Below are 24,022 nucleotides of genomic sequence, written 5' to 3' on the forward strand. Positions count from 1 at the left end.
TATATAAAAAATGTTAAAATAGATTAAAGTCGTATGAATAATTTAAATTTTACCACAATTAGTATAAAAATATCTTTTTTACTAATTTTTGCCTTCTGCAGCATGGTCAGTGCTCAGTGTATACCCTACACAGGACAGGCAATACTCAGTGGCAATACCTATTGTCTGAATGGAAATCTTACAGTGAGCAGCAGTATTGCGATTCCGAATGGGGCAACACTTATCATACAATCCGGGCAGTTGCAGTCTGTTGATATTCAGGTTAATGGAGAGTTGGATATCCTGGATGGGGCAAGTGTAAAATCTACAGGATCCATTACGATTGGAACATTCGGAACCCAGAAAAATTCGAAAATTAAACTAGGAAAGAAATCATTCCTGTCACTTACAGGATCTGTTTCTCAGGGAGATCCTACTTTTATGGGTGCATTTCCGGGAACCAGCTCTACTATAGAAATGGATGCAGGGAGTGTTGTGGAGATATGCGGAACATTTACCCAGCAGTCAACAACTTATCCTTCCGTTAAATATATAGGAGCTCCCAATGGAAAAGCCTACTGTATTGCAAAAGCTGATGTAAGTGGAGGAGGTCCCGGATCTGTTATCAGTAATGATAGCCAGATAGTAGCCATTGCTATGGGATCCGTTAGTGATCTTGGTGCCGGTGGTTCAAGTTTCTGCGGGCCCAACGCGACACAGGCTACATGCCCGTCTTTATGGCCTGATGGATTATTAAATGATAAAACAAGTTGTGGTAATGCACCTGTTATCATTAACGAAATTGATGATGTTTGTACAAAGCCCGGTGCTTCAGGAACTCCTGATGGTTTTACTAAGTTTGGAATTACTGTACAGCAGAAAAATGCTGCGTGGCCGGAAAATATACCTAATGGTTTCATCGCTCTGGAATCTAAAAATAAAGGTTTTGTCATTACAAGAGTACAGCATGTGAGCCAGACGCCACAGCCTGGTGATGCCGTTGCAGATCCAAAAGAAGGCATGCTTTTATATGATATACAGGATAAATGTGTGAAACTTTATAACGGCACCGAATGGAAATGTGTAGAGAAAAGCTGTAATGATTAATCTAATTTATAATAAACATATGAAAAATATAAAAAATATCAGTACTGCAGTTGCGCTTATTATTTTTAATTCCTTTTTTGCCCAGGTAGCTATTGATAAGCAGTCTGTAGATGGAAACAGTACAGTATTGGATTTTAATAATGTTTCCAACAATACAAAAGGATTAATTCTTCCGGCTACCTCCGGACTTCCCACAGGAACACTGGTTAATGGAACTTTTATCTTTGATATGACTGATAAAAAAGTAAAAGTATACGAAAATGATGTATGGAAAGATTTGTCAGATGCAGGAAATTCAAATGCCGTAGCTGTAAATAATTCAGCAGAATCAGGGAAAGGTGTAGTTATAGGGAATTCTTCCAGCTCTGCAGATGGAGTTCTGGTACTGGAGGCTCCAGATAAGGCAATGATACTTCCAAAGGTAGCCATACCTCATAGCAACGTTAAGAATCCATATCCCGGTATGATTTGTTACGATACGGCCAGTAAAACATTGGCAATATTTGATGGATCAGTTTGGAATTATTGGAAGTAATTATCCTCAATACAATAGATCAATTAAAATATCATAAAAAACAGCTGTATAAATCTATACAGCTGTTTTTATGATATGTCTGTTTAAACTAATTAAAGCTTTAGTCACAAGCTGAGTGAAATGCTATGAATTTAGTTTATCTTAAGCTTAAAATGATTGAAATAAAAAGGGCAAACAAGTTCAATATGAAGGAAGATCTGGATAGCCATTTTCTTTAGGACATAAAAAAAGATTACACATTTGTATGTGCAATCTTTAATAAACAAATAATATAAGTTGTAATATCTTAAGAAGTATTCGTTCTGAAAAAATACTTCTCGGTTAATTGTGTTTTAAGATATTATTTTCATCATAAAGTATTGTGTTAATAGGCTCCTTTTTTTTCGTTTGTGTTTCTGTTTGATATTATTTGTTTAATTTTTTAAAAACGCTCCCCCTTTAGTTTTGTCATTTGTGTTTTTTGTCATTTGTGTTGTGTTTTTACTTTTTACTAGATTTAAATAACTAAAAGGGGAGGCTTGCAATTCACTTTCTACTTTTTCAAAATAATTTTAATGATTGTTAATTTTAATTTTTTTTGAAGTTTATATTTTTCACATTGCAAACATATCTAATTACAGAGAATATTTCCAAAAAATAGCATACGACACAGCTACACTATGTATGTGTGTAGCTTGCTTATTTATTGATAATCAGTCGATTAATTTTTAATTGTTTTTGAAGTGAAAATCAAGTAAAAGAAATAAGAAATGATTTTTTTTTTGTTGGCTGCATAAATTATTAGATTATGAGTGGATGATTTTTCAATAAAAAAACAGTAGAAAATGTAAAATTTATGTTTTTTATTATGAAGTAAGCTTTTAGGAAATTGTATTTTTTTGAACAAAAAATAAGATGTTTTTATTGGGATGCTGTTGTGGAATTAAAATTTTTAAACTGAAATCTGATTCTGCATGATACAGGAAAAAGTACAGATTAAAATCTTAAAAAAGAAAAGTGTTTAATTTTTAACAGATCTCTGATGTATCTTTATAATCTTCCGTGAGAGCAAAAATAATAGATGCCCCGAAGAAAAAAATAAGCTGATGATAAGCTGAAAAAATTAAAGAATTTGAGCACTTTCTTTAATACTGCTCATCACGAAAATACTTTTTGTCTGGCCAATTCCTTCAATTTCTGAAAGTTTGTTTACAAAAAACTCATGAAATTCATCCATATTAGGAGCCAGAATCTTCAGCATAAAGTCAAAATCACCACTGATGTTGTAGAATTCCACAACTTCCTTCAGTTTTCCTACTTCCTCAATGAATTTTCCTGCTGTTTTTTTATTGTGAACATTCAAGGCAATCATGCAGATAACCATCATTCCTTTATTCACTTTTTTACGGTCTACTACAGCCGTATATTCTTTAATGATCCCTAGCTTTTCCATACGCTTAATACGCTCATGGGTTGGAGTGGGGCTCAGGTTGATCCTTGCTGAAATATCCCGGACACTCATTTTAGCATCCTTTTGGAGAAGGCGGAGAATAGACAGGTCTTTTTCATCCGGATTGTAATTTTCTGTTGCCATTTGTTCTGTTTTTATAATAATATGTCTTTAATACAGTTTAATTGTTCTTTTGTGATGTATATAATTGTATTATTGTTCCAAATTTACTGTAAAATTTTCACATATGTTCTGTTAATTTTAATTTTGCAGGAAATTTGAATATATGGATACAAGGAAGAATGTAATATTAATTTTAGCATCGGTGGGAACATTTGTAGAGGCTTTGGATATTGCCATTATTAATTTAACGATTCCTTCTATCCAAGAACAGTTCCATATTGGTGCAGAAACCGTTCAGTGGCTGCAGACCCTATATGTATTGTTTTTTGGAGGTTTCCTGATCATTGGAGGAAAACTTTCTGATCAGCTTGGAAGAAAGAAAATGTTTTTACTGGGAGCTTTTATCTTCATGTTAACATCATTAGGAGCCGGATTATCGGAAAAATTTGAAGTGCTGGCAATATTCCGTGCTTTGCAGGGATTGGGAGCTGCCTTTGTAATGCCGTCAGCATTATCTATTGTGACCAATACTTTCAGAGGCGAGCAGGAGCGAAACCATGCTATTGGAATTTTCAGTTCTTTTGCGGCTATTGGTTCCGGAAGTGGCCTTTCTGTAGGAGGCATCATCAGTACTTATCTAAGCTGGCATTGGGTATTCCTGATTAATGTCCCGATTCTTTTAGTTACACTGATCCTGTCTTACTACTATTTGCCAAAAGATGAGAAAAGCGAAACCGTACAGAAAGCAGATGCCGTTTCAGGGATCCTGATGGTGTTAGGGCTTTTAAGCTTAACTTATGGAACACATGAGCTGATTCACATTAAAGAACAGCCTTTTCTGGTGATCGGTTCTCTAGTACTCGCTATGGTGCTTTTAGTAATGGTTTTCTACCGATTGAAGTCTGTAGCTGAGCCGTTAATTGATTTACAACTGTTTAAATATAAATCACTTGTGGTTTCTAATGCCGCTTTCTTTACTCTTGGAGCATTTTTTATCGGCTTTTTATTTCTTATTTCATTAATGCTTCAGAAAGATATGGGATATACTGCTGCCTCAGCAGGATTAATGCTGGTTCCGTTCAGTATTGTCTCAGCTTTAACGGCCAAATTTATTTTACCACAGGTTTCCAAACGATTAAATTCTTCTCAAATGGGAATTTTTGGATGGTTATTTATGCTGACGGGAGGAATGTTATTATTGGGAGCTGTCTATACAGGACATCCGTTAACAGTAGTGTTATTGGGAGCTGCATGTATTTCAGGAATTGGGATGACCTTTTGTTTTACCGCTTTATCCGTCATGGGAATTCAGGATGTTGAACCTTCCAATTACGGTGTGGCATCAAGTTTGAGTTCTACAAGTTACTTCTTGGGAGCTGGGATAGGTTTATCTTTCATGACTTTAATGAGTCAGGTTTTTCCATCAGAATTTGCTGTGGGAAGTCTGAATCTGATTATCCTGATTGGTTACGCTGTTTTAGCATTGGGAATGTTATCCTATTTTATAATAAGAAGCTTAAAAATGAAACGTGCTGAGATGGCAGTTTCATCATAAGTGGCCTTAAAATTACACAAACTATATGAGAAAGGGAATCGGTACTTGTGCCGGTTCTTTTTTATTGAGACTAACATCTCTTGGGTGTAATTCGGATCAGGTGCAAAAGTTGGGGGTAATATAAATTTACCTCAATACACCTTTCTTTGACGCAAAGTTCTATTTTTATTACGTTTGATTTTTAAGTGAGCCAAGAATGAATCGATTAGAAATCGATTTTGATGAAGCTAAACTTTTTATATCGCTTATTCAGCGACAAAGTCGCCTTTCTTTGCTTTCTTAAAATAGAGCATCCGAATTATTTTTCCTTTGCGTGAATAAAAGGTTATTTCCATCCCATTTTCAGGTCAAAATATAAAAATCACATATTTAATGTCATCCAAACAAGAAGTTTTAGTTTAATCCAATTTGCTTAGTCCACAACTTTTGAGACTGATCCTGTAATTCTATTTGTTCTTTTTATTTTTGCAGTATGAGAATACAAATCATTAGCGATCTTCATCAGGAATTTGGAAGTACTGAACTGTGTTTTGACAATTCGGATGTTATAGTATTGGCTGGAGATGTAAACTTGGGAACCAAAGGAGTAGAATGGATAAAGTCTAAGATCCCGGATAAACCAGTAGTTTATGTTCTTGGCAATCATGAATATTATAAAGGGGCATATCCCAAAACGCTTTACAAAATTAAAGAAGCGGCTCAGGGCTCAAATGTTTTTGTACTCGAAAATTCTTTTGTGGATATTGACGGAATCCGTTTTCATGGAGCAACATTATGGACTGATTTCTCCATTTTCGGGAATGCTATGGAGTACGGAATGCTATGCCAGTCTAAAATGAATGATTACAAAATGATAAGACGGGATCCTTCCTATTCAAAATTGAGAACCGTAGATACTTTTAAAATACACCAGTTCTCAAAACTATGGTTACAGGAAAGTCTTGAAAATTCAAAAGGACTTAAAAATATTGTAGTCACCCATCATGCACCAAGCATTCAGTCTGTACCCGAATACTATAAGGAAGATCCATTGACCTCTGCTTATGTTTCTGATCTTGAATTTTTTATAACGGAACATAATCCATTATACTGGATTCATGGACATATTCATACTCCTTGCAGGTATAAAGTAGGACAAACGGAAGTTATCTGCAATCCCCATGGATATATAGATGAAAAAGATAACGGGTATGATAAGGAATTGATTATTGAGGTAATATAAAGAGCAATAGGCGGATTTATCGATTTATTTATTTTCATTGTACTATATTTTTAGCTTGCAGTAGAATTGTTGGATAATACAATGTTTCATCAATAATTACATTAAGGGAGATGTCTTAAAAATTTATACCTATAAAAATATCAATAGAATTGGGCTTTAGCCCATTTTTTAAATAATTGAATACCCATTGGCTTTAGCCAAAATATAAACATCTCTATTTAGTATTTAAATTTTTTTATTCACTACCTTCGTGTCCTAATTTATCTTTGATGGCTAAAAAAAAGCAGACAGAACCTGATTTTGTTTCACAATTGGCTTTTGATGAAGTTCTGGAACAGGTGGAATTTGATCTCAGGATCAAAGAATTTGTTGTCATGGATATTGACAAGGTAAATTATATTATAAAACCAAATATTCCTTACCGTTCAGACTATTTTTGCATTTTTTTAGTACAGAAGGGAAGTGTCAGCTTTCGACTCGATGATACTAGTTATGAGGTGTCTCAGGGAGATGCCGTTTTTTGTCCAATGGCAGAAACTTTTTGGGTAGAAAATATTGCTGAAGATTATAATGCTAAATATATCTTCTTTTCTGTAGATTTTATTTCTCAGGCAGGATTTAATTATAAGTCGAATAATGTGTTAAAAAGCCTGTCATCAGACCCTACCCATATTATCAGGAATGAACCTGATATGTACAGAAAGCTTCAGTTTCATCTTGACGAATTGAAGATGCTGAATAATAAGGAAAAAGACAATTATTATTTCAATGAAATGATTTGGCATCACTTTTCACTGGTAATCTACGAGATTGATAATTATTTCAAAAAAATAGAAAAGCCACATCTGGTGACCCATAGGGAAGATGAGCTTACCACCAGTTTTTTTATACTGGTTCAGGATCATTTCAAAGAAGAGCATAATGTTCAGTTTTATGCTGATAAATTATGCATCAGCCGGAAATACCTTACCAAAGTTATTAATAAAACGATGTTTAAATCTCCCCGGGAAATTATTCATCAGGTGTTGGCTGTAGAAGCCAGGCTTTTACTTAAGAACCCTAATTTAAACATCAATGAAGTCGCTCTGCAGCTGAAGTTTTCAGACCAGGCCTCTTTCAGCAAGTTTTTTAAAAAACATACGGGCAGATCTCCTTTGGAATATAGAAAAGATGATCTATACTGATAATGAATGAGTTATATTGATTGACGTCTTTTTGCTAAATTTAAAATATAATTCTGATTAAAAATATGAATATCTATCATTTAAATTACCTATGAATGATATTTCTCATGTTTTTAAAAACTAGGCGTCTTTTTGACAAAACAAGAAGTTTTTTGAATAATCCTATTGAATTTTTTTCGTTCGAATTTTGTGCGGTAAATTTAAAAGGAATATTGTTATGCAAAGATTTTTAATTCAGAAATCAACCATACTTTTCCTCTCGCTTATTGTCTTGGCGGGATGCAGGAAAAATAATCAAAATCAATCTTATCAGCAGCAGGCACCCGAACTTCCTGTAGAAACAGTGAAGCAGGGAGATGCTTCTGTTTCCAGGGAATATGCAGCATCTGTAGAGGGCGTTTCCAATGTTGAGATCAGACCTCAGGTAACAGGATATTTAAGTAAAATTTTTGTAGACGAAGGAGATTTTGTGAGAGCGGGGCAGCCTCTTTTCAAAATTGAAGATCAGGTATTCAGAGAGCAGCTTAAAAGTGCCCAGGCCGCTTTGATTACCGCTCAGGCGAACCTTTCCACTTCTAAAATTGATCTGGACAGAAAGAAGGAGCTATTCAGAAATAAAATGGTTTCGGAAATTCAGGTAAAAGAGGCGGAAGCATCTTATAATGCTGCAAGAGGAGCGGTAAGCCAGACCACTTCTTCTATTGAATCTGCAAAGATTAATCTTAATTTTTCTGTGATTAAAGCACCGGTAAGTGGGTTTATCGGAAGGTTCAACTACCGTTTGGGAAGTTTAATGACCCCTGGAAATCAGGATCCTATCACGCTGCTTTCAGATATTCATCAGGTATACACCTATTTTAGTTTAAGTGAAAATGACTTTAATAATTTTCAGAAACAATATGTAGGAAGCAGTATTGATGAAGTGATCAAAAATACACCAGCGGTTTCTCTATTGCTTTCAGGAGGAGAGAAATATGCTGAAACAGGAAGAATTGATGCTGTAGAGGGACAGTTTAATAAAACCACAGGCTCTATTACTTTAAGAGCGAAATTCAATAATCCGAAAAACATGCTGAGAAGCGGAAATACCGGAAAAATCGTGCTGGATCAGTTTTACAGCAATGTTGTTTTACTTCCCATTGCTTCTACAAGAACGATTCAGGATAAAGTTTTTGTATTTACCATTAAAGATGGAAAGGCTGCCATGCTGCCCGTTGAAGTCAATGGAAAAGCAGGAGATTATTTCATCGTATCTACCGGGCTTAAGGCTGGTGATCAATACATTGTTTCCGGTTTCGACAGGTTACAGCCGGGAACTCCTGTAGTGGCTCAGAAGAAGAATGCTCAACAGAAAAAATCGTAAGAAGAAATCATGTTAAAGAAAATTATAAAAAGACCCGTACTGGCAACGGTTATTTCCGTATTGCTTGTTATTCTGGGAATTGTGGGGATGGTAAGTCTGCCGATCACAAAATTTCCGGACATTGCACCGCCTACCGTGATGGTAACGGCAGCCTATCCGGGAGCCAACGCTGAAACGATTGCAAGATCTGTAGCTCCACCGCTGGAAAACGCGATTAACGGGGTAGAAAATATGGATTATATTACTTCTACAGCAAGTAATGACGGAACATTAAGTATTACTGTTATTTTTAAATTGGGAACAGACCCCGACCAGGCAGCCATTAATGTTCAGAACAGGGTAGCACAGGTAACAAACCAGCTTCCTGCTGAGGTAATCCAGGCCGGAATTACTACCGTGAAAAGACAAAACAGTATGATCGCCATGGTTTCCCTGACGAGTAAAGATGGTTCAATGAATGATCTTTTCCTTGAAAACTATGCCAAGATTAATATTGTCCCGGAATTAAAAAGGGTAAAAGGAGTAGGGGATGCCATGGTATACGGAAATAAAGATTATTCAATGCGTATCTGGCTGGATCCGAATAAGCTGACTTCCTATAATCTTACTCCTGCAGAAGTTTCCCGTGCTATTCAGACCCAAAACCTTGAAGCGGCACCGGGAAGATTGGGGGAGAGAAGTAAAGAGGTAATGGAATATGTACTTCGCTACAAAGGAAAATTCACAGAGCCGGAACAGTATGAAAATATTACAATTAAAGCACTGAACGATGGTTCTGTCTTAAAATTAAAGGATATCGCCAAGATAGAATTTGGAGCTTACAGTTATACGGTTTCTTCCAATTATAACAAAAAAGCCTCTGTAACGATGGCGATCTTCCAGATGGCAGGATCCAATGCCAATGAAGTACAAATTGCCCTTCAGGAGAGAATGAAAGAACTGGAAAAATCCTTTCCCGAAGGAATGGATTATGAAATTCCGTATGCTACAAAAGAAGCGTTGGACCAGTCTATAGAACAGGTAATCCATACTTTAATTGAAGCATTTATCCTTGTATTTATTGTAGTATACATCTTCTTACAGGATTTCCGCTCTACTTTGATTCCGGCTATTGCAGTTCCGGTATCTATCGTCGGAACCTTCTTTTTCATGAAAGTTTTCGGATTCTCTATCAATATTCTGACCTTATTTGCTCTGGTGCTCGCCATTGGTATTGTAGTAGATGATGCCATTGTAGTAGTAGAAGCGGTCCATGCTAAAATGGAGCATAAAAAACTGAATCCGAGGGCGGCAACCATGTCAGCCATGAGCGAGATCACAGGAGCTATTGTATCTATTACCTTGATTATGTCTGCGGTATTCGTTCCGGTAGCCTTTATGAGTGGTTCTACAGGGCTATTTTATCAGCAGTTTGCATTAACGTTAGCTATTGCCATCATTATTTCTGCCGTGAATGCACTGACCCTGAGCCCGGCTTTATGTGCTTTATTCTTAAAACAGCATCACGGTGGTTCTCATGAGAAAATGAATTTTAAAGACCGCTTCTTTGCCGGTTTTAATGCGAGTTTCAATAAACTGACTTTCCGTTACGGAAAAACGGTATTATTCCTGTTAAAAAAGAAATGGATTGCTTTCATCCTGATCTTTGCTTTCGGAGGCTTGTTTGCATGGATGTCTATGACCACTCCTAAGGGGTTTATTCCGGATGAAGATCAGAGTTTCATAATTGTAACAGCCAATCTGGCTCCGGGAGCATCGAAAGACAGAACGTCAAAAGTAGTGTCCGATACAGAAGATCTTCTGATGAAAAATCCTGCAGTCGATAAAGTGATTTCTGTAGACGGGCTGAATTTATTCAGTGGCTCTATGTCCTCTTCTGCCGCTTCTATATTTGTTAAATTAAAAAAGGCAGGACAAAGAGGATCTGTTAATAATATCAATGACATTATAGGACAAACCCAGGGAATGCTTTCTCAGGATAAAAGAGCAAATTTCCTTGTGATCAATACCCCAACGGTAGATGGTTTTGGAAATACCAGTGGAATGGAGCTTGTGCTTCAGGACCGTACGAATGGAGAACTTCAGAATTTAGGAAACATATCTTACGGAATGATGGGTGCTTTGATGCAGAGGCCGGAAGTAGCGGTAGCATTTACAACATTTGATGTTACCTATCCTCAGTTTGAAGTCCTTGTCGACGAAGTGAAATCTGCCCAGCTGGGAGTCAATGTTTCTGATGTATTGGGAGTAATGCAGGGGTATTACGGAAGTATTCAGGCTTCGGATTTCAACAGATTTGGAAAATATTATAGAGTATTGGTACAATCCACTCCGGAGACAAGACAGGATAAAGAATCCCTGAACGGAATTTTCGTTAAAAATAGCCTGGGACAAATGGTTCCTGTTAATACATTGGTAAGTTTAAAACAAGTGACGGGAGCTGAAGTGGTGGATCGTTTTAACCTTTTTAATTCATCTAATTTAACAGTGATGGCAGCTCCGGGATACAGTACAGGTCAGGCTATGGCAGCTATTGATGAAGTCAGCAAGCAGGTGCTTCCTCCGGGATATACGTATGATTATAAAGGTATGAGCCGTGAAGAAGCAGGGTCCAGCTCACAGTCGGTGATGATTTTCGGATTGTGTATTGTATTTGTATTCTTCCTTTTATCAGCCCAGTATGAAAGCTATATCCTTCCACTAGCGGTATTAATTGCTATTCCTGTAGGATTATCAGGAGTATTTGTGGGGATTACACTGGCTGATCTATCCAATAATATTTATGTTCAGATTGCACTGGTGATGCTGATCGGGCTTCTGGCCAAGAACGGTATCCTGATTGTGGAATTTGCAATACAGAGACGTAGAGCGGGCAAAAGCCTCATTGCTTCTGCCGTTGAGGGGGCCAAAGCCCGTTTGCGTCCTATTTTGATGACTTCTTTAGCATTTATTACCGGATTGCTTCCGTTGCTATTTGTAGTAGGTCCGTCAGCGTTGGGTAACCATTCTATTGGATATGCTGCCATTTCAGGAATGCTTTTCGGAACGATCTTAGGAATTTTTGTAGTTCCTGTTCTTTTCGTGGTATTCCAGGCTTTACATGAGAGAATCAATGGAAGAGTGGTAACGGATGCTGACTGGGAATATTAATTCAAATGATTTTAAAAATGAAAATTAAAAATATAGTCTATATCGCATTCATTTCAGGAACAGCTATGTCCTGCAAAGTTCAGAAATATGAACGTCCTGAATTGAAAATGCCTGAGGCTTTCAGAAGTGACAGTATAGCTGTAGAGCAGAACGAGAATATCGCCAAGATCAGCTACAAAGATTTTTTCAAAGATCCTGTTCTCGTAGCATTGATTGACAAAGCTATGGTACAGAATAATGACCTTCAGCTAGCCTTAAAACAGATTGAGTTTGCCTCATTGGCTTATAATCAGAGTAAATGGGGAAATGTTCCTACGGTAAGTGCTGCTGCCAACGCAAATATCAGCCGCCCTTCGGATAACAGTATGAACGGGATGATGGCAGGGCAGTTCATGGGGAAAAGGTATATGGAAGATTATACAGCTTCTGTCAACCTTTCCTGGGAAGCCGATATCTGGGGGAAGATCAAAGGAAGAAAAGAGCAGGCGCTGGCCGAATATCTTAAAACCCAGGAAGCCGGAAAGGCTGTGAAAACCCAGTTGGTGGCAGCTGTAGTGCAGGGATATTATAATGTATTAATGCTGGATACTCAGTTAGAGATCACAAAATCTAACCTTACCTATGCAGAAAATACCCTGAAATTTCTGACAAAACAACAGGAACTTGGATTGACTACAGCGTTGGCGGTACAACAGCAGGAAATTGTAAGGGATCAGATCTTAAAATCAATTCCGGCTATTGAAAGTTCCGTTACCACACAGGAAAATGCACTAAGTCTGCTTACAGGTTCAATGCCCGGTAAGATTGAAAGAAGTGCGAGCCTGAATACGGTAGCGTCTCCGGACCATATCGCAGCAGGTATCCCTTCAGAGCTGTTAAGCTACAGACCGGATATTAAAAGTGCTGAACTTGAGGTAAGGAAAAGTGCTGCGGCTATCCATGTGGCTAAAATGAGCATGTATCCTTCATTGAGCATTACTGCTCAGGGTGGAGTGAACGCATTTCAGATCAGCAAATGGTTCAGTGTGCCGGGATCACTTTTCGGAATGGCTGCCGGAGCTATTACACAGCCTATTTTGAATGGTAAGCAGCTGAAAACACAGTATGAGCAGTCTAAGGTGTTGGCAGATCAGGCTGAAATTACCTTTAAACAATCTGTTTTAAAAGCAGTAGGCGAAGTTTCTGATGCTTTAGTCCAAATTCAGAAGCTTGAGGAACAGCAAAAAATAGCGGAAGGACTGGCTTTAAAATCCAATGAAGCGGTGAAGAAAGCTGATATTTTATTTAAATATAATTCAGCCACTTATGTAGAGGTGATCATTGCACAAACCAATAAGCTTCAGGCTGAACTGGAACTGGCTTCCCTGAAAGCGCAAAGACTGAATGCCATAACGGCACTCTATCGTTCTGTAGGAGGCGGATGGCAATAAAGTAAAATTGAACCTGCTTCGTCTTTACCGATGAAGCAGGTTTTTAATCCATTATCATTATGAAGAATACAAATATACAGGAGGGAATCATTCTTATTCCGGATTTTAGCGGATTTACAGAATTTGTGTTCAATACAAAACTTTATACAGGAGAATATATTGTAAGACAACTACTTTCTACACTGATCGATGTGAACGGTCGTTATTTTGAAATCTCAGAGATTGAAGGAGATGCCATTTTATTTTATAGGTATGACGAAAATCCTTCCTATCAGAATATTTCGAAAATACTCATGAAAATGAGGAATGCCTTTAATAAAAAAATTGAAGAATTAAGTAAAAGTTTAAGTACTACTATAGCATTATCCTTGAAGTTTATTGTGCACTACGGAACATTTTCACAATATAATATCGGAAGTTTCAGAAAATTATACGGTAAAACCATTGTAGAAGCTCATCAGCTGCTGAAAAATGGGCTTGCAGAACAGCCTTCTTATGCGTTATTCAGCAACTCTTTTTTAGAAAACAGCAACAATCAGGAGACTGATCTTAATAAGGATAAATTTCGTCTGCCGGAAGTAGGCGTTATCCATTATTTTGAAAATATAAACTAGCATATTTTTTAATATTAATCCTTGTAAATTTGCTATTGCTAGCGGCCCGGGTGAGAGAGATCCGGGCCTTTTTTTGTGTATAAAACAGTAAATGATTTTTAAGTGAAAATGAAATTTGGAATACTGTATGGTTTTGAATAATTCGCTGTGAATTTGATGGTTATATGTTGTTTTTATTGGCGTTTTATTGTAAACGGTTTTGTTTTGCTGTTTTTTTTATTGCTTGGGAATCCGATATCTTACTAAGAATTAAGTATTTATTCGACTTTTTCACTATTGGGTGTAACAAATAGCTCCTCATAGTGGTCTTATAGAATAAACTATAATTTCAAATGAAAACAATTTTATTTCCAATAGCATTATTAGCAGGTTCTTTGACCTTGGCCCAAACCCAGGTTGCAAAAGATACTGTTAAGCAAAAAGAGATTGAAGCCGTTACTCTGGTGGCCAGAAAACCGACGGTAGAATCTAAAGTAGACAGAACGGTATTTAATGTTGCCAACAGTGCTATTCTTGCAGGAAATACAACGTGGGATGTTCTGAGAATGACCCCTTTGGTGAGTATTGATAATAATGATGCTGTAAAAGCAGAAGGGCAGACCGTAACGGTTTATATTAATGATAGAAAATCAGTTTTTACAGGTAAAGAATTAAAAGAATATCTTAAAACAATTCCGGCAGATAACCTGATGAAGATTGAAGTGATTACAAGCCCTTCCTCAAGGTATGAAACTTCGGGCTCCGTGATCAATATTGTCCTGAAAAAAAGGGATGACGAAGGATTGAAAGGAAGTATCTCCTTAAACAACAGGCAAAGTACCAAAAATTCACAATACACGAATTTCAACCTGAACTACCATAAGAAAAAATTTACCCAGACCCTGATAGGAGGTTACAATAGCGGAAATTATGTACAGAAGACTGAAACATGGGATAACCGGTATGCAAGTAATAAAACGACCCAGTTTAATATGGAAAACGAGACGAGAAATGAAAGTCCTTCTCTTTCCTCTACCTCAGAATTTGAGTTGAATGACAAAAATAATATCGGATTTGTATTTGAGTATTCACAGAACAGGAATTTATCTCTGGCAGAATCTGATGGAATGATCTTCACTAATGGAAATCCTGATGATTCTTTTCATCAGACTCAAAATATGTGGGGATTCAGCCGTAATTTAGGGACTAATGCCTTCTACAAATACTATGATAAAGAAAAGAATAGGATTTTAGATATTAATTTAGGGACCAATTATTCCAGCAATGACAATGATAATTTAATTGATAAGGAAATTGATAAACAGGGAGTGAAAACCGCTCAGCAGCTAGGAATTATCAGCTCAAACCAAATGCGTAATTATTTTCTGAAAATAGATTATACGCAGCCTTTAGGTAAATCCGGAGGTACGATAGAAGTAGGAGGTAAAACGGAAATCAACAATCATGTTATTCCCAACAGCCTTTATGGATTCAGTATGAACGATCCAAAGTCAGAATATTATAATCTTTCGAGAAATGATACCTTTCATTATGAGGATAATCTAAGTTCTTTATATGCCAATTACAGTAAAACATTTTTCGGAAAACTGGAAACAAGAATCGGGCTTCGGTATGAATATATTGATTATAAAGTAAGACAGGATGTTGCAGGTACAGAGAGAAAAGATGCGTATGGAACTTTTCTTCCCAATCTATTGCTGAAATATAATTTTTCAGAGAAATTTGATTTGAGTCTTACCTATAACCGAAGCATTTGGAGACCTTGGTATTCTGAATTTAACCCTTTTCTGGCACCTGAAATCAATGGAACATATTCCAGAGGAAATCTTTATCTGAATCCTAACCCTAATGACCGGCTTTATCTGAAATTCGGACTTTTGAAAAAGTACTTTATTTCTGCAAGGTATATGCATACCAATCAGGATTACTGGACTACCTATGTAACGGAAAACGGGAGAACCGTTTCATTACCTGGGAACTTCGATGGAAAAGTTGAGAAATATTACCTTTTTGCCAATACCAACCAGAACTTCCTGAAAAATAAACTGAATGTAAATGCGGGATTCGGATGGTACTATATTAACAATAAGGATTTTAATGAGAAAAACAGGCTGGGGGGTAAAGATTATATCAGCTATTGGGGAGCTTCCGCCAATATATCATATACCAATCTCTTCAGTAAAAATATTAATGTAAGTGCATGGGTAGAACTTGCCAATCAGAATAACGGAAATTCATACGCCAATAATACCAATGTTTTCCATAATATTTCAGTCACTAAAATATTCCCCAAAACTCAGATGGAACTGAGTATGCAGCTGATGAATATTTTTAAAAGACCCTATGCAGATAATACAACGTACAGCCAGGACGGGACTTTCAGAGAGTATTCAAAATGGGACTGGTACGGAGTTTCACTTACTTTTGTAAAACGTTTCGGAAATCAGAAAGTAAAAGAAAATACTAAAACTGATCTTGAGAAAAATTCAGGAGGAGCAAAGTAGTACAAGATAGGTAAGCAGGTTTCAGCGAGAAGCCTGCTTTTCATTTCATGTAAGGTAAGTTGGAAGCCTGACGTTTTTTTGGTTAATTTTTATCTCCTTCAGATTTTAGATCTGTTAAGTACAAAACCTGAGAAAAATATAAAGCTGAATTTGATAACAAATAAAAAGCAGATTCCTGTTAGGATCTGCTTTTATAATTGTATATCGATAGAAATCAACGAAGGCAGTCGGTTTCCATTAATAATCTTGTGTTTATTTCAGTGTAAACTTCACTTTCGTTTTAATTGCGTCTGAAGAATTTCCAATCAGAGCTTCAAAATCTCCGGGTTCTGCTACCCAGTCATGTTTACCGGCATCAAAATAACTTAATGCAGTCTTATCGATGGTAAAAGCTACTTCTTTTTGTTCTCCGGGGTTTAAAAATACTTTTTCGAAACCTTTCAGCTCTTTTGCAGGGCGGGGAACAGATGATTTTAAATCACTGATGTAAAGCTGGGCTACTTCAGCACCTGCTTTCTTTCCTGTATTTTTTACACTCACTATAAAAGTGATGGTGTCACCCTGTGAAATTACCGTTTTATCCGCTTTTGCTTTTCCAAATTCAAAGCTAGTATAGCTTAATCCATGTCCGAAACTGAAAAGAGGCTTGATGTTTTTGGTATCATGCCAACGGTATCCAACAAAAATTCCTTCGTTATAGGTAATATTGATTGGGTTTTTCTGGTCTTTTCCTTTTCCTGCTGCAAATTCTTCTTTTTGTCCCGGATATTCTCCAAGTTGGTGAGCCGGGTTATCTTCCAGTTTTACTGGAAAAGTAAAAGGAAGTTTTCCGGAAGGATTAGAATCCCCTGCTAAAACGGAAGCAATAGAATTTCCTGCTTCGGAACCCAGATACCATGCCTGTACAACACTTGGAACCTCTTTAATCCATGGCATGGCCACAGCATTTCCGGATACCAGGACTACTGCAAGGTTTTTATTGGCTTTTGCCAGTGCAGAGATGACGTGATCCTGATTGTAAGGAAGGCCATAACTTTTTCTGTCATTTCCTTCGCTGTCCTGGAAGTCTGCTTTATTCAGTCCGCCTACAAAGATGACATAATCTGACTTTTTAGCCAATGCTACAGCTTCGTTCAAAAGCTCTGTTTCAGAACGGCTGTCTTTTAAGTCCTGTCCGGACTTTACCCCGTTATACTCTCCACCAATATCTCCTACATACCCTCTTGCATATTGAATGTCAGCCTGTTTTCCAAATCTGGATTTGATTCCGTCCAGAGGAAGCGCTTCATATTTTACCTTTAATGATGACGAACCACCACCCACAGTCATAATCTTAATAGCATTTTCACCTATCACGGCGATTTTTTTGGCTTTATTAAGATCGATGGGAAGAACATTCCCCTGGTTCTTTAATAAAACAATTCCTTCCTCGCCAATTTCTTTTGCTACAGCTTTATGTTCCTCAGAAGCAATATTCCCAAAAGGTTTATTTCTGTTCATGGTGGTCTGATAGGCAAGACGAAGCAGCCTGGTTACTTTATCATCAAGCTCCGTGGTTCCTACTTTTCCGGATTTAATTAAATCAAGATAAGGCTTTGCCAGAAAGTAGTTGTCATAAGCATTTTTAGTTCCGGCAGAAAGACCATTGGTCCATGTTCCGAATTCAAGATCCAACCCGTTGTGGATGGCTTGTTCCGTATTATTGACAGCTCCCCAGTCGGATACAACCACTCCCTTATATTTCCATTCTTTTTTCAGAATGTCATTCAGAAGATATTGATTCTGGCTGGCATACTGGCCTTTGTACATATCGTAAGCACCCATAATCGTCCAGGAATCTCCTTCAGTTACTGCTGCTTTGAAGGGTGGAAGGTAGATTTCATAAAGCGTTCTGTCATCTACATTCACGTTACTTGTATGACGGAACATCTCCTGGTTATTGAGGGCAAAATGTTTTACAGAAGTTGCTACACCATTAGATTGTACTCCTTTAATATAAGGAACTACCATTTTTGAAGTCAGATAAGGATCTTCCCCCATATATTCAAAATTTCTTCCGTTCAGGGGAGTCCTGTAAATATTTACTCCGGGTCCTAAAAGGATATCTTTTTTCCTGTAGCGGGCTTCTTCTCCTAAAGCTTTACCATAGTTCCATGACATTTTTTTATTCCATGTAGCAGATAAAGCCGTCAGGGCAGGGTAGGCGATAATAGAATCATTGGTCCAACCTGCCTGGTCCCATTCGTCCCACATTACCTCAGGACGTACCCCATGAGGTCCGTCAGTAGTCCAGAATTCAGGAATTCCCAGTCTGGGAACACCCGGTGAGCTGAATTTTGACTGGGCATGCAGCATAGCCACTTTTTCTTCCAGTGTCATTCTGGAAAGAGCGTCCTGGATACGTTGTTCTACAGGTTTGGATTCGTCTAAATAAACCGGTAGAGTATTATTTGTCTGAGCCATATAAGAAACAGAAATAAGAGTGAATAAACTTACAATGGCGGTTTTCTTTAACATAATGCCTTTTTATTTGATTGTAAGCAAAAATAGCTAAAATTTTTATTATCTCAAATTGAGAAAATGAAAAATAATCCGTAAAAAAACTGTCTACATAATTGTTTGACAGTTCTTTTATATTTTCGAAGACTAAAAATGAGAAACGGGATGAAGATAATTCACTTTTGACGTTTATGAATCAGTGTTCGTAAAAACACTAAAAATTTGGGCCTTAAGATTCTCAAATTCAGCACTACCATCCTTTCACGGCTCCTCCTTTAAAAATTTCTTTGGCTTTCTTCTCCACTTCATCAGACTCATAAGCTTTGACGAAATTTTTTACCTTCTGACTGTTTTTATTGTCTTGTCTGGCAACCACTACATTGACGTAAGGAGAATCTTTATCTTCTTTTAGAACACTCTGTTTCTCAGAATCCAACCCAGCCTGGGCTGCAAAGTTATTATTGATAATACCTACTACCACATCTCTGTCGTCCAAAACTCTTGGGATCTGTGCGCCTTCAATCTCCATAATTTTCAGCTGCTTTGGATTTTCTGTGATATCGGTCACTTTCGGAAGCAGCCCGACACCGTCTCTTAATCGTAACAAGCCGTTTTTCTGTAACAGAAGCAGAGAACGCCCTCCATTGGTAGGGTCATTAGGAATAACCACCGTATTTCCATTCTGTAGCTGATTTATATTTTGAATTTTTTTAGAATACGCTATAATAGGGAAAACAAATGTATTTCCCACCACAGCCAGATTGTAACCCCGCTGTTTCGACTGTTCAGTAAGATAAGGAACATGCTGGAAAGCATTGGCATCAATATCCCCGGTGGTCAAAGCTTCATTGGGAACAACATAATCATTAAAGGGGATCAATTCCACTTCAAGATTATATTTCTCTTTCGCTACTTTTTTTGCCACTTCAGCAATTTCCTGCTCCGGGCCATAGGTAATTCCCACCCGGATAAAATTCGGATCATCTTTCCTTCCGGAACAAGCTGTAAATAATAATATGCCGGCAGCAAATAAACTTAAAATCTTTATTTTTTTCATTGTCGTTCTTTTAAATAAGAAAAAGGAATTGTAAAAGGGCAGATCTTACTCCTTTACGCTCAGAATTTCTACCTGTGATCAAACCTTTTTGACAGCCGATCTCCTGCAAACTGGATAATAAATACTAACAGAACCAGTAAAATCAATACAGTATTCATGATCACAATATCATAACCGATGTAACCATATTGATAGCCAACCTGTCCTAATCCGCCGGCACCTACCGCACCGCCCATCGCAGAATAGCCTACCAGAGTAATTAAAGTGATGGTAGCATTATTGATAAGTGAAGGAAGGGCTTCCGGAAGCAATACCTTTCTGATGATCTGAAAGGGTGAAGCTCCCAAAGCTCTTGCCGTTTCTATTAAACCGTAAGGAACTTCAATGAGGCTGTTTTCCACTAGCCTCGCAATAAACGGGGCTGCTCCTATACTTAAAGGAACCAATGCTGCGTTAACCCCAATGGAGGTTCCTGCTAAAATTCTTGTAAACGGAATCATCCATACAATTAATATAATAAAAGGAATGGCACGGAAAATATTCACCAAAATAGAGAGTGCCCTATGATAAACGGTATTTTCCAACAGTTGTCCTTTTCTTGTTAAAAACAGCAAAATCCCAACCGGAAGGCCTAAAACGAATCCAAAAAATCCGGATACGAATGTCATATAAATTGTTTCCCAGGCTCCTTTTGCTAAAAGAGCAATTACCGTATCACTAAGCATATCCTTTTACTGTATTTTGAATTTTATTTTGATTGAAATAGTAGATGGCCTGTTGATTTTCTTCTTCTTTCCCCTGAAGCTGAAGCAGCAGTTTTCCAAAATTGGAGTTTCCAAGATATTCTACATCAGCCTTCAAAAGTTTGTATGGAATTTTATATTGACTATATAAGGTTGAAAGAAGTTGTTCAACACTTATATTTTCATTGAGTTCTATTTCGACCAGCGGAAATAAACCATCCTGTGGTTCTTTCTGAAGTCTGTTATTGAGTTCCTGCGGCAGGGTCATGTTATCTGAATTTATAAATTGCCGGATTACCGGGTTTTCCCGATCCGAAATAATCTCACTTAAAGTTCCTTTTGCTAATAATTTTCCTTTGTCTATCACGGCAACGTGATTGCAGACTGCTTTGATGACCTCCATTTCATGAGTGATAAGAAGGATGGTAATTCCCAATCTTTGATTGATATCTCTTAACAGCTGTAATATAGACTGTGTGGTGGCAGGATCAAGTGCACTGGTAGCTTCATCGCAGAGTAAAAGATGGGGATCATTGGCTAATGCCCTGGCAATGGCAACTCTCTGTTTCTGACCTCCGGAAAGGCTTCGCGGATAATCGTGGGCCTTATCTTCAAGGCCTACAATTTTCAGAAGCTCATTCACTTTTTTATTAATCTGATCTTTACTTGTACGATCCAGCTCCAAAGGAAGCGCGATATTATCAAAAACAGTTCTTGAAGAAAGAAGGTTGAAGTGCTGGAAGATCATCCCTATTTTTTTACGCTCTTCAGCCAGTTGCTTTGAGCTTAGTTGAGTGAAATCCTTTCCGTTAATAATAATCTGCCCTTCGTCCGGTCTTTCCAACAGATTTACCGTACGGATAAGGGTACTTTTTCCAGCTCCTGAAAATCCGATAATTCCTACGATATCTCCTTTCTCTATAGTGAGGCTCACACGATCCAGCGCCTTGAAAGATTGCTTTTTCTGATGGAATGTTTTTGATATATTTTTAATTTCTATCATTCTGATGTTTTATACTATTTAAATAGGCTGGTATCGTCTGCCTGTTTTATTAAAAAATCGTTTCACTCTTCTTAACTTCACTTTTGACCGTTTCGAAAGTTTAAAATATTTGGTGACATTCGTCAGCAATACTCCCAGCAATATAATGGATAAACCATACAACTGACCTCCATTGATGCTCTGATTGGCAACAATCCAGCCTGCAATAACCGTTACAATAGGGTTAATGTAGGTATGAGTGCTTACCAAAGCGGCGGGTTTTACGGACAATAGCCAAATGTACGACAAATAAGCGATTATAGATCCAAAGAAGATCAAAAACAAAACACCCAACCATGCTGATAATGGGATGGCGGAAACTGAAAAAACGGTCCATTCTTTTCGTAAAAATGCAATCAGAAAAGAGGCCAATCCAGCTACTATAAGCTGTTGGGCAATATTCATAAAAGTAGATTGCGAAGCCGGGTTTTTCTTTGAATATAAAGAACCCAGTACCCAGGCTATAGAGCTTAATCCTAACACGATAAAAGCGGTAATACGAAGATGGCCGTCAGTGGCTGCATGAGCTGCCGTTGAGTTTACACTTCCCTTTAAAAATAATACCAATCCTACAAAACCAATGACCAGGCCTATCGGAATAAACTTATCTGAAAAATAATATTTCCAGTTCTTTCTGTCAATGGCAATAAACCAAAAAGGTCCGGTTGCAATAGAAATGGCCGCTTCCGGTGCCGTTACATACTGCTCTCCCCAGGCCACAAGACCTGTTCCTCCGGTAAGAATTAAAATACCGGTAATAGCATTTTTTTTCCAGTTGATCATCGTATTAGCCTTTTCTCCTTTTGACAGGAGATATCCTATCATCAGAATTCCTGCAACCAGAAATCTTAATCCCGAAAGAATGAACGGAGGAAAACCTTTCAACCCAAATGATATGGCTAAAAATGTAATCCCCCATATTACATAGATGTTGGTAAATGCCAATGGGACCAGCCATTTGTTTTTAGAAGTGCTCATTGTTATTTTTTAATGTTGTTTGTTGTTAATAAAAAAGGCTCTACAATGTTGTAGAGCCTTTAAAAAATATGTTATATAAAAGTAAGGTCATCCACAGTATTCTTGGTGTATAGGCATACAGATACACATCATCATGTTCTTGATGGTATGTTTCTTTATTGAATTATTTTTTAATTCTGCCTTCATTTTATTTTATTTCCTGAATACGATTGCAAATATATAATATAATTTTTATTAGTCCACTAAAAAAGTAGGCTTTTTGAATATTAATTTACTGTAACGGATTTAAATATTTGTAATTCAGTATTTTATTTGTTTTTATTTTTTGATTGAATGTTGGTGAAAAATAGTTTTTAATTCATTTATTGTGGAAATGCGATGGAATATGCTGTTATGGAATGATTAAAATAAGTTTGATTATTTAAGAATTGTATAAAGCAGTTTTTTACTGTGCGTTTTTTCAGGGGCTGGTATCTGTAATAGATTCATTTATTAAACTAGTTAAATGCACAGGATTTCTATTGATCATAATTTAGCATCAAATTTAAAAACATGGACAATAGAATATTAGGTCTGCATCATATTACAGCTATTGCAGATAATGCAAAAAGAAATTTAGATTTTTATACTCAGGTTTTAGGGGTAAGGCTGGTCAAGAAAACCGTCAATTTTGATGATCCGGGAACCTATCACTTCTATTTTGGAAATGAAAACGGAATACCGGGAACGATCCTTACTTTCTTTCCATGGGAAGGAATTGGTCAGGGTACCAATGGAAGCGGTATGGCTACTCATATCGGATATTCAGTTCCGAAAGGAAGCCTGGGATTTTGGAAAAGCCGTTTTCAAAATTTTAATGTAGATATGGAGGAAGGAGAGATCTTCGGGGAAAAGCTGATCTCTTTTAAAGATCCGGACGGCTTGCAGTTACAGTTCATAGAGCCATCCGCTGAGGATCAACGAAAAGTATGGACCACTGATGATATCAAAGAAGAGCATGCTTTGAAGGGATTTCATAATGTTACTTTAAGTTTAAAAAAAGCTGATCCTACCCTTAAGATTTTAACGGATATTTTAGGATATGATCTTCAAAAGCAGGAAGGGGAAAGATACAGGCTGGCTACAGATGCTATTGATACGGCCAATTTCGTAGATATTATTGAGAATGATAAAATGCCATCCGGAAGAAATGCTGCAGGAACCAATCATCATATTGCGTTTAGAGTAAAAGATGATGCTGTTTTAATGGAATACCGTGAAAAAGTACTATCTGCAGGCTTAAGTATCACTCCTAAGATCAACAGAGACTATTTTTACTCACTCTATTTCCGTGAACCTGGAGGTGTATTATTTGAAATTGCCACAGATAATCCGGGGTTTACTGTAGATGAACCACTGAATGAACTGGGAAATCACCTGAAACTTCCTGTACAATATGAAGGAATGCGTGATAAAATAGAAGAAGCATTACCGAAGTTATCATAGATCATTACTCTGCTGTGATAAAG

General features: G+C 37.2%; 17 protein-coding genes. 11 read left to right on the top strand and 6 right to left on the bottom strand.

Annotated elements, in window-relative coordinates:
- Positions 1-33: 33 nt before the first annotated feature.
- Positions 34-1,086, top strand: coding sequence for a hypothetical protein (locus LQV47_RS08035; RefSeq protein ID WP_230035662.1), 1,053 nt, complete (start codon positions 34-36; stop codon positions 1,084-1,086).
- Positions 1,087-1,105: 19 nt separating this feature from the next.
- The gene (locus LQV47_RS08040; RefSeq protein ID WP_230035664.1) at positions 1,106-1,621 is read left to right on the top strand and encodes a hypothetical protein; all 516 of its coding nucleotides are present in this window, start codon (positions 1,106-1,108) and stop codon (positions 1,619-1,621) included.
- Between the two features lie 1,102 nt (positions 1,622-2,723).
- On the opposite strand, the gene LQV47_RS08045 is transcribed toward LQV47_RS08040, so the two are convergent.
- Complete coding sequence (locus LQV47_RS08045; protein ID WP_230035667.1) at positions 2,724-3,194, bottom strand: Lrp/AsnC family transcriptional regulator; 471 nt, start codon at positions 3,192-3,194, stop codon at positions 2,724-2,726.
- A 142-nt stretch (positions 3,195-3,336) separates the two neighbouring features.
- On the opposite strand from LQV47_RS08045, the gene LQV47_RS08050 reads away from it, so the two are divergent.
- The 8 genes from LQV47_RS08050 (at position 3,337) to LQV47_RS08085 (ending at position 16,195) form a co-directional block, all read left to right on the top strand.
- On the top strand, positions 3,337-4,728 hold the full coding sequence (locus tag LQV47_RS08050; protein ID WP_230035669.1) for an MFS transporter: 1,392 nt from the start codon (positions 3,337-3,339) through the stop codon (positions 4,726-4,728).
- Between the two features lie 472 nt (positions 4,729-5,200).
- On the top strand, positions 5,201-5,950 hold the full coding sequence (locus LQV47_RS08055; protein ID WP_230035671.1) for a metallophosphoesterase: 750 nt from the start codon (positions 5,201-5,203) through the stop codon (positions 5,948-5,950).
- 269 nt (positions 5,951-6,219) lie between these two features.
- Positions 6,220-7,134 carry an AraC family transcriptional regulator gene (locus LQV47_RS08060; RefSeq protein ID WP_230035673.1) on the top strand — a complete coding sequence of 305 codons (915 nt, stop codon included), beginning with the start codon at positions 6,220-6,222 and terminating at the stop codon, positions 7,132-7,134.
- Between the two features lie 217 nt (positions 7,135-7,351).
- Positions 7,352-8,497, top strand: a complete 1,146-nt coding sequence (locus tag LQV47_RS08065) for an efflux RND transporter periplasmic adaptor subunit (RefSeq protein WP_230035675.1) — start codon at positions 7,352-7,354, stop codon at positions 8,495-8,497.
- Between the two features lie 9 nt (positions 8,498-8,506).
- Positions 8,507-11,647 (top strand): efflux RND transporter permease subunit, encoded by a 3,141-nt coding sequence (locus tag LQV47_RS08070; protein ID WP_230035677.1) that lies wholly within the window; start codon positions 8,507-8,509, stop codon positions 11,645-11,647.
- A 17-nt stretch (positions 11,648-11,664) separates the two neighbouring features.
- Positions 11,665-13,077, top strand: coding sequence for an efflux transporter outer membrane subunit (locus LQV47_RS08075; protein WP_230035679.1), 1,413 nt, complete (start codon positions 11,665-11,667; stop codon positions 13,075-13,077).
- 59 nt (positions 13,078-13,136) lie between these two features.
- Positions 13,137-13,691, top strand: coding sequence for a DUF2652 domain-containing protein (locus LQV47_RS08080; RefSeq protein ID WP_230035681.1), 555 nt, complete (start codon positions 13,137-13,139; stop codon positions 13,689-13,691).
- Positions 13,692-14,023: 332 nt separating this feature from the next.
- Positions 14,024-16,195, top strand: coding sequence for a TonB-dependent receptor (locus LQV47_RS08085; RefSeq protein ID WP_230035683.1), 2,172 nt, complete (start codon positions 14,024-14,026; stop codon positions 16,193-16,195).
- 252 nt (positions 16,196-16,447) lie between these two features.
- On the opposite strand, the gene LQV47_RS08090 is transcribed toward LQV47_RS08085, so the two are convergent.
- The 5 genes from LQV47_RS08090 to LQV47_RS08110 all read right to left on the bottom strand — a co-directional run bounded on the left by LQV47_RS08090 (position 16,448) and on the right by LQV47_RS08110 (position 22,514).
- Positions 16,448-18,712, bottom strand: a complete 2,265-nt coding sequence (locus LQV47_RS08090) for a glycoside hydrolase family 3 C-terminal domain-containing protein (protein ID WP_230035685.1) — start codon at positions 18,710-18,712, stop codon at positions 16,448-16,450.
- 232 nt (positions 18,713-18,944) lie between these two features.
- Complete coding sequence (gene metQ, locus LQV47_RS08095; protein ID WP_230035687.1) at positions 18,945-19,751, bottom strand: methionine ABC transporter substrate-binding lipoprotein MetQ; 807 nt, start codon at positions 19,749-19,751, stop codon at positions 18,945-18,947.
- Between the two features lie 68 nt (positions 19,752-19,819).
- Positions 19,820-20,476: a methionine ABC transporter permease MetI gene (gene metI, locus LQV47_RS08100; protein ID WP_230035689.1), complete on the bottom strand. Its 657-nt coding sequence runs from the start codon at positions 20,474-20,476 to the stop codon at positions 19,820-19,822.
- Positions 20,469-21,497 carry an ATP-binding cassette domain-containing protein gene (locus tag LQV47_RS08105; RefSeq protein WP_230035690.1) on the bottom strand — a complete coding sequence of 343 codons (1,029 nt, stop codon included), beginning with the start codon at positions 21,495-21,497 and terminating at the stop codon, positions 20,469-20,471. The genes metI and LQV47_RS08105 overlap by 8 nt, the downstream gene beginning before the upstream one ends.
- A gap of 18 nt (positions 21,498-21,515) precedes the next feature.
- Positions 21,516-22,514, bottom strand: a complete 999-nt coding sequence (locus tag LQV47_RS08110) for an EamA family transporter (protein ID WP_230035693.1) — start codon at positions 22,512-22,514, stop codon at positions 21,516-21,518.
- A 552-nt stretch (positions 22,515-23,066) separates the two neighbouring features.
- Between LQV47_RS08110 and LQV47_RS08115 the strand changes: the two genes are divergently transcribed.
- Positions 23,067-23,999 carry a ring-cleaving dioxygenase gene (locus LQV47_RS08115; RefSeq protein ID WP_230035695.1) on the top strand — a complete coding sequence of 311 codons (933 nt, stop codon included), beginning with the start codon at positions 23,067-23,069 and terminating at the stop codon, positions 23,997-23,999.
- Positions 24,000-24,022: the final 23 nt, after the last annotated feature.

The sequence above is a fragment of the Chryseobacterium sp. Bi04 genome (assembly GCF_918698085.1).
GTDB lineage: Bacteria > Bacteroidota > Bacteroidia > Flavobacteriales > Weeksellaceae > Chryseobacterium.